We start from the raw sequence: 14,951 nt of genomic DNA on the forward strand, positions 1-14,951 counted from the left end.
AAGGAAATCATATGACCGCCTGCAGCTTTATTTTTCCATATCTGCAAGATCATAAGGGGTTACAGAAAAGGTCGGGAGTCCTTTTTGATCTGTCGGCACATCACCTGAACCGGGCGGTGCTTCCATGATAATCAATCATTATGGCATCCGGGCGACACTGCATGAAAGCAGCCGCTCCACAGTTTACAGGGCCATTGATGTGAGAACCGGTCAAAACTGCATCATCAAGCATCTGCGCTCCCATCATCCGGAAGACGTGGTGCGGTATATGCATGAACACAATACGGGCATGCATCTGGCCCTGCATGGTGTTTATGGCGGTTGCAGGCTGGAAAAACACGAAAATACAATCATGCTGGTCTTTGATGATATGGGTGGGCGCTCGCTGGACCATCATATCCTTCAGGGGAACACAGGCCTGAGGGAGGGACTTTTTCTTGCCATCGGCATCACAGAAGCCCTGGAACGGGTCCATAAGGCTCAGGTCATTCATAAGGACATCAATCCGTCCCATATTGTGTGGAATCCGGAAAACGGACTTGTGGAAATCATCGGTTTCAGCAATACCACAATCCTGCCCAGTGAAGAGCCCCGTTTTCACCATACCGAGGGTCTGGGTGGCTCTCTGGCTTACATTTCTCCGGAACAGACGGGCCGGATGAACCGCGATGTGGATTACCGTACGGATTATTATGCGCTGGGCGTTACCCTGTACCAGCTTTTTAGCAGCACCCTGCCCTTTACCGGCAAAGATCCTCTGGAGCTGATCCACTGCCATATTGCCCGTCAGCCACCTGAACTGCATTATCGGAAACCGGGCATCCCCGTAAACCTCTCCCGCATTGTCATGAAGCTTCTGGCAAAAAATCCGGAAGACCGTTATCAGAGCATACCGGGGCTAAGGTCAGACCTTGAAATCTGCCTTGAACAGGTCCGCAAAGGTTATGAAGAATTCTTTGAAATCGGACAGAAAGACGGTATGGAGCGTTTTCAGATCTCCCAGCGCCTTTATGGCCGGAAAAGGGAAGTGGACACGCTGGTTCAGTCCTTTGAGCAGGCCAGTCAGGGGGGCAACTGCAGTGTTTTCATCGGCGGATACTCCGGATGCGGCAAAACCACGCTGGTGAAGGAAATGTACAAACCCATCACCCAGTCATGGGGCTATTTCATCAGGGGAAAGTTTGATCAGCTCCACAGCAGCATTCCCTACAGCGGTATTGTACAGGCATTTTCCGGTCTGATACGTCAGTATCTGGGAATGGGAAAGGAAGCCCAGGAAGCCCGGCGCAACCGACTTATCCGTGCCATGGGATCCTTTGGCCAGATCATGGTGGACCGCCTGCCGGACCTTGAGGACATCATCGGCCCCCAGCCCCCCGTACCGGAAGTGGGAATGGCCGAAGCCAGCAACCGTTTCCATCTGGTTTTTAAAAAATTCCTCATGGCCTGCTGTGAACCAGCCCGCCCCCTCACCCTTTTTCTGGATGATCTGCAGTGGGCGGAACCCTCTTCCCTCTCCCTCATTGAACAGATTGCAGCAGACGATGACATCCAGGATTTTTTTCTCATTGGTGCCTACAGGGACAATGAAGTAAACAAGGCCCACCCCCTTGAAAAAACTATGGAAAATATCCTGAAAAAAAATCCCCTTGCCCGGAAGATACTTCTGGGGCCACTTGGTACGGAAGACATCCGTCAGATGGTGGCGGATACCCTTCACCGTCCGGCAGAAAGCCTGATCAGCCTGACGGATCTTATTTCAGATAAAACCGGAGGCAATCCCTTTTTTGTCAACCAGTTTCTGAAAACCCTGCACGAAGAAAAAAAGCTGTCCTACAATGATCAGGAGCAGGCATGGGACTGGGATATAGAAGGCATACGAAACATGGGAATCACAGGCAATGTGGTGGATCTCATGGTTTCAAGGATTGAAAAACTCCCTCCTCCCACAAGAAACCTTCTATCCAGAGCCGCCTGCATCGGCAATACCTTTACACTGGATCTCCTTGCCATCATTACACAAAGCACAAGGGTTCAGACCTTTAAATATCTTCTTCCGGCTGCTCTCATGGGACTGATTCAACCCCTTTCCCAGCCAGAACCAGCGCCTGATGATGCAGATGCTCCCCCCATGGTCAACCATCACCGTTTTCTCCATGACCGGGTGCAGGAAGCGGCCTACGGACTGATTCCCGAAGAGGCCAAGGCTGTCACCCATCTGGAAACGGGCAGGCTCATGCAGAGCAGTGACCCGGAATTGAAAAGCCTGAATCTTTTTGATGTCACCCGTCACCTCAATGCGGGGATTCCCCTGATAGAGGATGCCGCCGAACGCCTGCGCCTTTGTCAGCTGAACCTGAAGGCCGCCCACAAGGCCAAAGCCGTCAATGCCATTGATGCCGCAGCCCTGCACGCCTCTGCCGGTCTCTCCCTGCTCCCGGAAAAAGCACATGAAAACCATACCAGTCTGTGGCTGGAACTGATGCTGATACAGTCCGACTGCCATGTTTTCCAAGGATATTTTGAGAAGGCCCGTATACTTTTTGACCAGATGCTGGACCATACGAAAGATGAAATGGACCGCTGCCGGGTCCATGAACGTCAGCTTCAGGTATACATCAGCAGCAACCTCATGGAAGAAGCCCTGACCCTCACCACAGGGGTTCTCAGCCGTTGGGGCATTGTCCTCAAAACCGATCCCTCCCATGAAGACCGGGAAATCTTAAACAAGGCTTTCCGGGAACTGATGCAGGGCTGTTCCATAGAAGAGATTCTGGATATTCCAACCATTGACAACCCGCGCATGGAAGCCGCTCTCCGCCTTCTGATGAATACCCTGCCCGCAGCCTACCAGACCCGCAGCCGCAGGCCCTGGTGCATGATCTGCCTGATGACGGCCATGATGAATATCGGCTTAAAATACGGACACTCGGATATCTCTGCCTATGCCTATTCCGCCTATATCTATTGCATCACGGACCAGCACCGGTATGAGGAAGCCTGGCGGTTTGGCAGAATGGCACTTGATCTTAATGATATCATTAAAAATCCCACCATACGGGGCAAGCTCCTCATTTATTTTTCCTGTTATGCCCAGTTCTGGCGAGAGCCATTTTCCAGCTGCGAACCCCTCTGGGAAAAAAGCTACCATGCGGCTCTGGAATCGGGGGATCTCATCCATGTGGCTTTTCTTTTTATGAATAAAATCCCCCTGCGCCTTGCCCAGTCTCCGCCCCTGCCGGAGCTTTATGGGGAAGCCCGTACTGCCGTTGAAATAACGGAAAAAACCAATTACCTTCTGGTACAGTATATCGTTGAGATGAATTTCAACCTCATCTCGAACCTCATGGGCCGGACGGGCAATCCGGAAAGTTTTGATACGGAAAGGCTTACGGAAAAAAAGTATCTGGACTTCATGGAAAGGGAAAACAATTCCATGGGCATGGCCTATTACCATGCTGCCCGGCTGATTTCTGCCTCGTATTTCAACAGATGGCAGGAGGCCATCCACCACGGTGAGGCCTTTGAAAAGGTCATGCTTTCCGTACCCGGCATGATGATCATGGCAGAACACGGTTTTTATTTTGCCCTTGCCATTGCCGCAGAATTTAAGAATATTCCAAAAAATCAGCAGACATATTATGCGGATAAATTTGCCCTTTATGCGGAAAACAACCACATCTGGTCTGACAACTGCCCTGAAAACTTTCTCTGCCGCCACCTTCTCCTACAGGCGGAAAAGGCCAGACTTGCAGGTGATACAGATGCAGCCCATGGCCTTTATAAAAAGGCCGCTGAAGATGCCAGAAACAACGGCTTTTTAAACATCGAAGCCCTGTGCAATGAAGCAGCGGCCCGATTCTGGCTGGAAAAGGATTTCATCAAATATGCCGCCATCCACATCAAAGACGCCATGCTGGGTTATCAACTCTGGGGAGCAGATGCCAAGGTTCTTGAACTCCGCCGCCATTTTCCCCATATGGATCAAAACCGTTTTCCCGGAGATCCGGCATCAAAACCCAGCCTGAATACCGACCTTATCCCGGACACCAGACTTCTGGATCTGGATGCCATCCTCCGGGCAACACGGGCCATTTCCGGTGAAATTGTACTGGACAGACTACTCCAGACCCTGATGACCACTATGTTGGAAAGTGCCGGAGCAGAGTCTGCCCTGCTGCTGACCCCAAAGGCAGGCGGGGGATTCCGCATTGAGGCCCATGCCCATACCCGGTGGAAAGAGGGCAGCTACGCAAGCCTTGTCACACTGACACCGGATAAAAACACCCTTTCTTCCTACCCTTTAAGTCTGGCACAGTATGTGGCCCAGTCCGGCCACCATATATCTCTGGACAATGCCAGAATGGATCACGATTTTTCCAGCGACGCCTACATCCTCACCCAGCAGCCCCTTTCCGTCTTCTGCCTGCCCATCATAAGACAGTCCAAGCTTCTGGGGGTGCTGTATCTGGAAAACAATCTCACATCAGGGGCCTTTCACGAAAAGCACATTAGCCTTCTAACCACCCTCTGCTCCCAGGCTGCCATCTCCATTGAAAATGCAAAGCTCTATGAACAGGTACAGGAATATTCAAAAACCCTGGAAGAACGGGTGGCGGAACGCACGGAAAAACTCGAAGAACTCAACCGCCGTCTCCGGGATCTGGCCCATCAGGATGGCCTGACGGGTGTTGGCAACCGCCGCCACTGCGATGTCTGCCTTGAACAGGCATGGACATCCATGAAACGCCAGAAAAAACCCCTGAGTATCATTATGTGTGATGTGGATTTTTTTAAGAACTACAATGACAGCTATGGTCACCAGAAAGGCGACGACTGTCTCATTGGCGTGGCTGCGGCCCTGCGGGCACAGATCCACAGGCCCGATGATTTCCTTGCGCGTTATGGCGGGGAGGAATTTATCCTGATTCTGCCGGACACCTGTGAAAATGGAGCAAAAAAAATTGCCGAAGACCTGCGGCAGGCGGTACAGGATATGGGAATCATCCATGAAAGTTCTGCCGTTTCAGACAAAGTTACCATCAGTGCCGGTACGGCCACCTGCATTCCATCGGATGGGGATACGGCGGAAAATCTTGTGCGTCAGGCGGATGCGGCCCTTTACCGGGCCAAGGAAAAGGGCCGGAACTGTGTTGTTTCTGCCTGAAATAAGGTGGGCTGGGATGTCCGCAGAAAAAAAAACAATTATTGGGTTTTCACTGATTTATCAGAGCCTTGCTAATCCGCTGCGCAGCTTTTTGCTTCGGCTGAATGGTTCTGGATTTGTCTTTGTGATGTTATTAAATAAGCATGCTTAATGGCTAAACCTGAAAAATTACTATCTGATATTTCAGCCAATCCATGTTCAACCCACCCTGCCCGATGTATAGCTTTCAGGGCTTCATCATCCCTATCAAGAATTACAATACGTGATAACATAAGCAATTCCGGGTCTGATAATTCCTTTCGGATTTCTTCAATTATAGTATTAATTGAAGCTTTTTTGTTGGCTCTCGCCCATTCAGCCGATATTAGCAGGTCCCATCTTTCAGGTGAATCTTCTCTCAAAAACAGTGCAAATAATTCAAACGGCCCTTTCGATTCACTAAGACTTTTTTCAGCTTTTTGAAATTTTTCTATTTGTTCTTTCATAATTGTTTTATTAACTCCTTTGCAGAATCCAGCATGTCCTTGGCGTCATCCTCTTTTACGCTTCCAATTGGCTTATAACGAGCTTCTGGATTCCACTGCGCAACAATAGACCATTTTATTTTACACATCCTATAGTTGAACGCAGCCGCTTCGCAGCAGAAAAGAGTAAAATAAGGTACACTCCTTCTATTGCAACCTACGGTTGCAATAGAAGGAGTGTACCATGAACCAGCAGGAACAGAAACGATTCAACAGGCTTTACGAGAATCATCTGAAAACCCTGAAACTTCAGGGCAAAGCCCAAAAAACCATTGAAGCCTATGCCAGAGCGGTACGCAGAGTCAGCAGTCACTTTGACTGTTGCCCGGACAATCTCAGCCCTGAGAGAACCTGCAGGACTATTTTGCAGATCTGGTAGAAACCCATTCCTGGAGCACCATCAAAATAGACAGAAACGGCCTTCAGCACTTCTGGAAGTTTGTTTTAAAAAAAGAATGGGAATGGGTTGAAATTGTAAAACCCCCCAAAGTTMACACYCTTCCTGATATCCTCACCCCGGATGAAATTCAAAGGATCATTTCCGCCACCCAGACAGATCGTTACCGGGTATTTTTGCTCACCACCTATTCCATGGGCCTTCGCCTTGGTGAAACCCTGGCCCTTGAGGTGGGGGATATTGATGCAAAACGCCAGAAAGTCCACATTCGTCAGGGCAAAGGAAACAAAGACCGGTTGGTGCCGCTCCCGGATCTGACCCTCGCGGTCCTTCGGACATTTTGGACAACACACCGACACCCGAGGCTGCTTTTTCCCAACCCAAAWGGTTCAAAAGAAACCATCCGTCAGGCAACAGGCCCTATGGACAGAGGCGGTGTYCAGCAGGCCATGAAAGCAATCGTTGCACAATGCGGCATTAAAAAAAAGTCTCAATTCACACCCTCCGCCACAGTTTTGCCACCCACCTTCTTGAACAGGGCTTAAGTCTTCGCCATATTCAGGGAATCCTCGGTCATGCCAGCCCAGTCACCACCGCCAGATACGCCCATCTTACCGATGTGACGGAAAAAGACAGCCTTCTTGCCGTCAACAGGCTTACAAACAATCTCCGTGGGAATCTAACGGAGGTGCCATCATGAAAATAACCGACATCATTGATGAATACTACGAACCCTTTGTCGCTAAATACAAAGACACCCTGCTGCCTGGGCAGATGAAAGCCCTTCATGCCATGCGGGGTTGCCGCAGCGGAAGTTGCGGAGAGATTTTCATCCAGTGCACAGACTGTGGTCATCAGGAATGGCGGCCCCTCTCCTGTGGCCATCGCAATTGCCCCCAGTGCCAGCACCATGAAGCCAGTCAATGGATCGAACGTCAGCAGGAAAAATTGCTTCCGGTTGAATATTTCATGGTAACCTTCACACTTCCCTATGAATTGAGAGAGCTTGCATACTGGCATCAGAAGATAGTGTTCAGTCTCTTCTTTTTATGTGTATCCAGTACACTGAAGGATTTTGGTCTAAAGCCCAAAAACCTTGGCGCAGAAATTGGCATGACCATGGTGCTTCATACCCATTCCAGAAGACTTGATTATCATCCCCACCTGCATGTGGTGATTCCGGGTGGGGGAATAGACAAACTAAGGAAGCAATGGAAGAAAATAAAAGGGAAGTATCTTTTCAATGATAAAGCCCTTGCAAAGGTTTTTCGTGCCCGCTTCCTTGATGCTCTGAACAAAGAAGGTCTGACGGTACCGACAGGAATCCGGTCGAAATGGGTGGTGCAATGCAAAGGAGTTGGAAAGGGACTTCCCGCCATCAAATATCTCTCACGTTATCTCTACCGGGGTGTGATATCAGAAAAAAATATCATTTCCAGCAAAGATGGGATGGTAACCTTCCGGTACACCGAAAACACAGGTAAAATTCGATACAGGACGCTGAAGGGCGAGGATTTTCTTCGTCTTATCCTTAAGCATGTCCTGCCCAAGGGCTTTCGAAGGATCAGGGACTATGGATTTCTTCATAGCAAAGCCAAAAAGCTGCTTTCACTCGTTCAATATGTCCTGCGTGTCCAGCTTGAGAGTATAACTCCTGTCCCAAGAGCTTCTTTCAGCTGTCCTCGCTGCAAGGCTCCCATGGAGGTTCTGTTTTTCCTTCTGAGACCCGGATGAAAAGGACTCTTTGGCTATCACCAGGCATCAACTGAATAGCGGAGGTGGCAAAGCTATGAAAATACAGTGCTTTTTTGGAGCCTTGTAAAAGGCTTTGCCCCTCTGCGTCCTCAAAAAATTCTTCCTTCCAGACTACCTCCGGATACACCGCTTCCAAAAAATGCTATTTTCTTATAATAGAAACCTGTCGGGGATGCCGCTACGGGCTGGTTCAACGTCGGATAAGATCGTGGTTCGTCCCTCACACGATCTATCCTTATTTGTTAGGCTGGCATACATCATACTGTTCCACTTCTTCTGGAAGAGTTATAGTCATCCTTCATTTTATTAACCAACCGCTCAGAAATTTCAACCGCCCAATTCGCTAAGCTCCCCGTCAATATCTTAAACGGCCAGCTATGCGGCTCATCCCGAGTAACGACCGAAGTAGGAACTTTTGAATAAATGATACCCTTCGTTCTTGGCGGAGGTACAACCTGCTCATAACCATTCGTTTTAAAATGAACTAATTCATTTCTAATATAGATAAGATCTTTTACATCCTTCCATTCAGCAAGGCTTTCAAGCCAGCCTGATCCATTTAGACAGTTAGATAATGCCTTCCACTTCTCCTCTAGGCTCGTTGTCCTTTGATAGTTGTAAGCACCCTTATCTTTTAGGTCGTCGGGGATATCCAAAATTTCAACCTCAGGATGATCAATATTGTCAAGCAGAAAGTATGAAACTTGATTAATAAACGCCTCTAGGTGGCATACGGCTAATATGACAGCTGATAACGATGAGTTTAACTCGTCGTTTCCTGATGCTTTATTGGCCATTTCCTTAGCAGAAATAATGTGCAATGAAGCCATATCAGGAAGTTCCTTCATAGATATCCAGCCATCATGGACTCCATGCTCCGTCCAGGACTTTCTTTGTTGATGTCTTGGTATTGTTCGGAGAATAAAATCTAATGGAGAAGTAGCCCTTCCTGTCGAACTAATTTCATCATGAATTCTTTTCGCTTCTTCTGAAATCCCACCATAAATTTGAGGCATGCTGACAGGCTCGAAATCAGCTAAACCACAGCATTCAACGTATAGCTTGTCGCTACCACATGCACACTCTGCCTTATCCCCTATCCCAACTTTATTAAGGCCGCACAACTTTGCCTCGGAATTAATATAATTAAGTTGTTGTTCACAAATATGGTGCAACATATCATCTGATAACTCCTCAGCAAGGAGCTTTGCTTTCCTAAGCATTTCTCGGCCTTGTTTGAACTGCTTAAGCTCGGCATACATGGTTGCAAAATTTCCAAGTGTGGATGCAATATCCCTCTTATTCCCTACCATTTCGCTTAAAAATAAGTCTTTTCTATAATATGAAATTGCTCGGGCGTATCTCTTCTTTTTCCTAAAATATGTACCCAAATTACAGTAGTTATTTGCTAGGCCCTGAGCATCACCAATTTTTAACTTTCTTCTGGATGATTCTTCAAGTTCATTGATCCCCTCTTTTTGGATTGACTCTTTGTCGGAACCTAGTTTAGCGAATGCAATATTTGCTCGTGCTCTCCCTATGTGTTCTGCTTCGGATTCTGAAAATTCTTGTAGGTACTCAATTGAGCTAGTCCAGCATTCAATTGCTTTCTCAATGTTCTTATTTGAATGGAAAGACTTTCCAGCCTCTATTAGATAGATTCCTCGCTTTTTTCTATCTTCAGAAGATTTGCAATTAACATTTTCCCAGCTTTCTAATAATGACTCATAAATACGACAAGATTCATCATAGAAGCCTAGTGCCTCATAAGAAATAGCTAGTGAATTAAGGATGTATTGAGAGAAATCACTTTCTCCATCGTAGAACTCTTCAAGTTCCTCTAGAGTATCAATTGCCTTTTTGTGCTCACCAAGATGCCTATAGGCTACCGACAAGTTTAATTTCGCATTCTTTAGGCTGTCTTCCGACAAATTGGAATCCAGCAAAACTTTCTTTAAGATTAATATTGATTTATCAATAGATTTTTTATCATGTTCAAGAGCCATCATGCCTGCATCATGAATTAAACCATCAATACTCTTACTGTCTTTGGAATTGGCCTGCTTTTTATTTATACAGCACTTCTTATACTTTTTCCCACTACCGCAAAAACACTTTTCATTCCTTCCTGTCTTCATATGGTTCCTATTATAATTTTCCATTTTCTATGAAGAATTGCATGCCTAACGCCGCGTTCACCGGCTCGTCCGGTGCAACGCTTGGTTAGCGCCAAGCCCTTTACCCATGAAAATCGATGAGCCCGGGCACAGCCCTGAAAATTGTTGTGTCTCTGTGATGGCGCTCGGAGCATCCGAGCGAGATAGTTCCTCATAGCCCAACTGCTCAAAGAAATTATCAGCCGTGGTTGTAAGAAGATATAGCGCTTTTAGGTTAGAGCGAGTTGCCCATTCTTCCGAAAATGCTACAAGTTTCCGGCCAAGGCCATTACCTCTATGGGCAGCAGAAATCGCGAGTGATCGAAGAAGCCCGTAATCACCGCGCACCTCAACTCCTATGACACCCACAATCTCGCTTACATGACGGAAGACGAAGAAGCAAACGTCACAATCTTCCCGCAAATCAGCAACTGGCAGATCACAAGCAATCAGAAGAGCACCAACTTCTTGGTTATAGGCAACTTGTTCCACGAAAACCTCTCTAAGCGCTAATCGTGGTGCTGACCGGCGCCGAGCGCCGATCAAGCAGACGAAGTCTGGTTGATCGGTGTGAGGTGTCCGGTCGAGTACCTTGTTCAGGCGCGTAGCGCCGGGGCAAGGTATTCGACGTAGTCAGCACCACGATTCACGGCGGCGCAGCCGCCGTGAATCGCCGCAAATCACCGGCAGCCGAAAGCTGCGTAGCGAGGAACGAGCGGCGCAGCTTTTGGCTGTCCGAGTGAATTTGCCTTGTTAGGCCAAATCCTTAATGAATACATTCGTACTTCCAGTCGTGTGAACCAAGTTGTATCCATTCTTAAGATAAAAATTACTTGCTAGCTTCTTAGTCTTTTTAGATGGATATAGAACACTATTGACTAGAATTATAGCTCTATACTTTTGGGATGACTGTCTTTCTAGCTCACTCAACATCATAGATCCCACGCCTGAGTCTCTTTGTGCCTCCAGTACAGCAATGTTTAGTAGCTCCAATATGTCAGGCGCAAACGATGACGAATAAATAAAGCCTACCAGCTTGGCACCCCTTAGAGCCAATACCGAAGGATATTTATCAATACAACTCTCTATTCGCTGTGCATCAAGTTCTTTATCTGATATATCTCTAAATAAATTTACTATCGCAGTAGTGTCGCCACTATTTGCACGCCGCAATTCAACCGGCAACATGCTATTGGCCTCTCCTGATAAGCACATAGGCTACACCCTTTTTCTCAATCCACACCTTTCCAAACTCATCAATCTTGTATCTTCTTCTCACATTCGAGTCACTATCTGCGGCCGGATCATTGCAGATAATAAAACCATCTTGTATGCCTACCACAACCACCAGATGCCCCGGAGTTTCTTCTATAGCCGCGTTAGTTAATTCTCCCTTTTTGTAGTTAATTGAAACAATCAATGGAAGCCCTGTCTTTAGAAGACGCACAACCTCGAAAAAGTCAGGAATCCTGCAAATATAGCCAACGATGTTTTCATTAGACATTGCCCAGATATTTTGGGGCCAAATTCCAAACATATCATGGATAGAGTTGTATGCTTTGTAGGCAATTTCGACAACATCTGATTTCACTCCATAATAGGCCTCCACCATGTGGATTGATGTAGGCGAACATATTCTTCTACGAATATCTTCTGGGAACGTCATTTGGCTTTTCCGTGGAACTGCTAATTCAACAGCATCAGGTAATTGCTCATTTATCGCAGCAACACCATCACCAAGCTCATTTATAGATATTGAGAGGAGATACTCCCCGCTTTCTATCATTGCAATTATATTTTCACTATTGACACAGAATTCTATGTAAACATCTTCTATAGATTTATTTACAAGAAACAAATCTATCTCCGAGCTAACTTCCTCTGTCCCGATTTCGTCCTTCCGGCATTCTTCTGGTAATTCGCCTATAGCCGCCACCCTGGACAATCCTTCAATTATCCCATGACGGTAAATTAGCTGTGCCTGGTAGCCATACTTGCATCCCGTTGGGATAGACAGGCAAGGTATAATCTCTGTGTTCGCGTTCAACCATTCTCCGACAAGAACAGATATTTTCGCCTCTGTAGGACTAGCAACCTCCACAGAAACCCTGCTCTCTATTAACTCACTTGCGAACGTCGGAAATTTTTCTTTGGCAACAGCCCAACCATTAGGACACTTTACGAGGATAGTATTCATATCACGCCTTCTCAATAACTTCAAAGCTATCTGGTAGCACCTTGTCTATTACATGATGCTCTCCTAATGTGACCGCGTCCTTGAATTTTCCCGTTTTCGCATCATGCGGTAGCCTATATGTCTTATAAACGTAAACGTTCTTATCACTATAGGAATCGATCATATTTATACAAACATCAACAGTGCCTTCTGGTAGTTTACGGGATTCTTCTAAATGATTCTCATCTGGCAGAATAAGGCAATCTCTAGGCAATATGGCCCGAAATGTAAGGTATACCTTCACTTCATTGGCTTGCATTGGCGTGAGTTCTAGTGGGATCTGATCTCTCTCATTAGATTCGTTTGCGAGGTGAAGGGTAACGGTGATGTCGGGCTTTAATATCGGTGGATAAGGGAAAACGATTAACCTGAACTCTAACAAATACCTGCTTGGTCTTTCATCTAGGAAACCGGAACCATCATGAAAGTAAACTGCGCATCTATTGGCTAAACGCGCTTTATTTCTATTCTCACCAATTCTTGCAATCAAGAGTGCCGTAAAAAAGCCAAACCATATATATCCATAGAAACGTAATATAACAAGAAAAAGTTGAGATATATCAGATACAGATAGTGCTGCATTTGGTTTGTAAGGAGCTCCGATTGTTGTTGATAGGGATAACAGAATAGCGTCGCTCATTATAAATGCTTTCGACTCGATATAGTAAATAACAATCGATACCGCAGCTGGAAGCATGACAAGTAAAAAAATAAACGTCAGAATAAAGCGCAACCAACTCCAACGTACAACTTGCTTAATAATGGATAGCTCTCGATATTTCATATAACTACCATGAGTGGTTTATTATGAGCCTAACGAAAAATTAACGGGCCTGGTGGCATAAAACGACAAAGGCCAATTAACGAATTTGATTGATAAAATAGTAACAAACCAAAAAACCGTGCCGCAAACCAGGTCCCGTTGAATGCCTTGTTCTCATATGCTTCACTGTATCGAATCTTGCCCTGGCCGGAAAATGTGTGCTTTAATTCCTGCCGGGGGATTTGAAAAAATGAATTACCCGGAAAATGAAAATTGTTCTCTTGCTTCAATTCCCGGAACTGCAATTCACCCGGTTGAACGATACCTTTTCTTGTAAACTGAAAAGGTTGAAAAAGCAAAATAATAGTTAATAGGATGAATACATGAAAATTTGAAAAAGATCTTTTTGAGATAAAGCCTGTTCAATGTATGAGAACATATTATTGTGTGGTTCTGCACAACTACATCTTTATTTTAATACTTGACAACCCTCAAGCTGTCAAGTAATAATTCTGCTAACTGGATAACACATCATTTTTAAAATTATAAAGAAAACTGGATAAGTTATCAATCTTCCTGAGGCCCTTGAGGCAAAATTTCAGATACTTCTGGAAAAAAATGCCATCCCACCCAGAGAAAGACCACATTATCTGAAATGGCTTCGTTATTATCTGGATTTTTGTAAAAAAAAGGTCCTGCCCTATGCAGATTCCCGAAGCATCCTTCCCTTTACGGAAAAACTGAAAGAAAAAAAACAGACAGCAACACAGATCCATCAGGCAGAGCAGGCCGTAAAAATATACCTTGCAGGCATAGACCCTTCTCCTGAACCTTCTCTCCGGCCTGCGGATTCCCCTTCCTCAGGCAACAAGAATCAGACCAATGCCCCTCCATGCCCATGGAATCAAGCCCTTTTATCCCTCAGTAATGAAATCAAGGTAAGGCAGTATTCTCCCAAAACCCTGAAATCCTATACCCTCTGGGCTGAAAAGCTCCGCTACTTTACCCTCCATAAACCACCGGAAATGCTGGATGTTGAAGATGTGAAACGCTTTCTCACCCACCTTGCCGTGGAAAGAAAGGTGGCGGCATCCTCCCAGAATCAGGCCTTCAATGCCCTTCTCTTCTTTTTTCGCCATGTGCTTCACAGGGAATTCGGGACGATGGAGGGGGTGGTGCGGGTAAAAAGGAAACCCTATATTCCTGTGGTGCTTTCAAGGGAAGAGGTGTGGCGGGTCATAGAAAATTTAAAATACCCCTTTGATCTTATAGTAAAAATTCTTTATGGCTGCGGACTGAGGCTTTCCGAATGCATGAAGCTGAGAATACAGGATTTAAATTTTGATGCCATGATTCTCACCATCCATGATGGAAAAGGAAAGAAAGACCGGACCGTTCCCATACCCCAAAAACTGAAAATAGAGCTGGAAAACCATCTGCACCTTGTTGTGGAAAAACATGAAAAGGATCTTGCATCAGGCTATGCAGGGGTTTTTCTGCCTTCCGCCATTGAACGCAAATACCCCGGTGCGGCAAAGGAGCTTGTCTGGCAGTGGGTTTTTCCATCCAAGGAACTCACCCTTGTTCCGGATACGGGGGAGCTGCGAAGATACCACCTCCACGAAACCCATGTACAAAAGGCCATAAAAATGGCCGTGAGAAAGTCAAAGCTTTTGAAGCGCGCCTCTGCCCACACCTTCCGCCACACCTTTGCCAGTCATCTTCTGGCGGCCAATGTGGATTTACGCACCATACAGGAACTTCTGGGGCACAGCGACATCCGCACCACCATGATCTACACCCACACAGTTATTTCCACCACCATTAAAGAAAAGAAAAGCCCCTTAGATTTTGATGACGGAATCTTCTGAATATACGGGGCTGGCCCCGATGGCAAAAAAGCCAGCCCTCCGCAAGCAGCTCATAAAAACAGCGCATGGCATCGGAAAAGAG

At 46.3% G+C, this 14,951-nt stretch carries 10 protein-coding genes and 1 pseudogene; 5 read left to right on the forward strand and 6 right to left on the reverse strand.

The annotated features are described in order from the left end of the window. The first annotated feature begins 124 nt into the window (after positions 1-124). Positions 125-5,167: a diguanylate cyclase domain-containing protein gene (locus FIM25_RS03510; RefSeq protein WP_139446373.1), complete on the forward strand. Its 5,043-nt coding sequence runs from the start codon at positions 125-127 to the stop codon at positions 5,165-5,167. Between the two features lie 71 nt (positions 5,168-5,238). Here FIM25_RS03510 and FIM25_RS03515 read toward each other — a convergent pair whose 3' ends face one another. Beyond that, positions 5,239-5,652 (reverse strand): hypothetical protein, encoded by a 414-nt coding sequence (locus FIM25_RS03515; RefSeq protein WP_139446375.1) that lies wholly within the window; start codon positions 5,650-5,652, stop codon positions 5,239-5,241. A 223-nt stretch (positions 5,653-5,875) separates the two neighbouring features. On the opposite strand from FIM25_RS03515, the gene FIM25_RS17500 reads away from it, so the two are divergent. The 3 genes and pseudogenes from FIM25_RS17500 (at position 5,876) to FIM25_RS03525 (ending at position 7,822) form a co-directional block, all read left to right on the forward strand. Beyond that, positions 5,876-6,070: a phage integrase N-terminal SAM-like domain-containing protein gene (locus FIM25_RS17500; protein ID WP_246051997.1), complete on the forward strand. Its 195-nt coding sequence runs from the start codon at positions 5,876-5,878 to the stop codon at positions 6,068-6,070. Positions 6,071-6,228: 158 nt separating this feature from the next. Continuing rightward, positions 6,229-6,788, forward strand: a pseudogene (locus tag FIM25_RS17860) (tyrosine-type recombinase/integrase). Continuing rightward, positions 6,785-7,822, forward strand: a complete 1,038-nt coding sequence (locus FIM25_RS03525) for an IS91 family transposase (RefSeq protein ID WP_139446377.1) — start codon at positions 6,785-6,787, stop codon at positions 7,820-7,822. The pseudogene FIM25_RS17860 and the gene FIM25_RS03525 overlap by 4 nt, the downstream one beginning before the upstream one ends. A 278-nt stretch (positions 7,823-8,100) precedes the next feature. Here FIM25_RS03525 and FIM25_RS03530 read toward each other — a convergent pair whose 3' ends face one another. The 5 genes from FIM25_RS03530 to FIM25_RS03550 form a co-directional block, all read right to left on the reverse strand. Further along, positions 8,101-9,981, reverse strand: coding sequence for a tetratricopeptide repeat protein (locus FIM25_RS03530; RefSeq protein WP_179953129.1), 1,881 nt, complete (start codon positions 9,979-9,981; stop codon positions 8,101-8,103). Positions 9,982-10,038: 57 nt separating this feature from the next. Next, complete coding sequence (gene arsN2, locus FIM25_RS03535) at positions 10,039-10,491, reverse strand: arsenic resistance N-acetyltransferase ArsN2 (protein WP_179953130.1); 453 nt, start codon at positions 10,489-10,491, stop codon at positions 10,039-10,041. 261 nt (positions 10,492-10,752) lie between these two features. Then, positions 10,753-11,187 carry a GNAT family N-acetyltransferase gene (locus FIM25_RS03540; RefSeq protein ID WP_179953131.1) on the reverse strand — a complete coding sequence of 145 codons (435 nt, stop codon included), beginning with the start codon at positions 11,185-11,187 and terminating at the stop codon, positions 10,753-10,755. A 1-nt stretch (position 11,188) separates the two neighbouring features. Continuing rightward, positions 11,189-12,196 carry a C39 family peptidase gene (locus FIM25_RS03545; protein ID WP_139446386.1) on the reverse strand — a complete coding sequence of 336 codons (1,008 nt, stop codon included), beginning with the start codon at positions 12,194-12,196 and terminating at the stop codon, positions 11,189-11,191. Position 12,197: 1 nt separating this feature from the next. After that, positions 12,198-13,019, reverse strand: coding sequence for a hypothetical protein (locus FIM25_RS03550; protein WP_139446388.1), 822 nt, complete (start codon positions 13,017-13,019; stop codon positions 12,198-12,200). 791 nt (positions 13,020-13,810) lie between these two features. Between FIM25_RS03550 and FIM25_RS03555 the strand changes: the two genes are divergently transcribed. Continuing rightward, on the forward strand, positions 13,811-14,869 hold the full coding sequence (locus tag FIM25_RS03555) for an integron integrase (protein WP_281279296.1): 1,059 nt from the start codon (positions 13,811-13,813) through the stop codon (positions 14,867-14,869). Positions 14,870-14,951 lie beyond the last annotated feature (82 nt).

The organism is Desulfobotulus mexicanus, assembly GCF_006175995.1.
Lineage (GTDB): Bacteria > Desulfobacterota > Desulfobacteria > Desulfobacterales > ASO4-4 > Desulfobotulus > Desulfobotulus mexicanus.

Coding starts and splice junctions, on each gene's coding strand:
- FIM25_RS17500 (WP_246051997.1), top strand. CDS start 5,876: ATGAACCAGCAGGAACAGAAACGATTCAACAGGCTTTACGAGAATCAT.
- FIM25_RS03525 (WP_139446377.1), top strand. CDS start 6,785: ATGAAAATAACCGACATCATTGATGAATACTACGAACCCTTTGTCGCT.
- FIM25_RS03510 (WP_139446373.1), top strand. CDS start 125: ATGATAATCAATCATTATGGCATCCGGGCGACACTGCATGAAAGCAGC.
- FIM25_RS03550 (WP_139446388.1), bottom strand. CDS start 13,019: ATGAAATATCGAGAGCTATCCATTATTAAGCAAGTTGTACGTTGGAGT.
- FIM25_RS03515 (WP_139446375.1), bottom strand. CDS start 5,652: ATGAAAGAACAAATAGAAAAATTTCAAAAAGCTGAAAAAAGTCTTAGT.
- FIM25_RS03545 (WP_139446386.1), bottom strand. CDS start 12,196: ATGAATACTATCCTCGTAAAGTGTCCTAATGGTTGGGCTGTTGCCAAA.
- FIM25_RS03540 (WP_179953131.1), bottom strand. CDS start 11,187: ATGTTGCCGGTTGAATTGCGGCGTGCAAATAGTGGCGACACTACTGCG.
- FIM25_RS03530 (WP_179953129.1), bottom strand. CDS start 9,981: ATGAAGACAGGAAGGAATGAAAAGTGTTTTTGCGGTAGTGGGAAAAAG.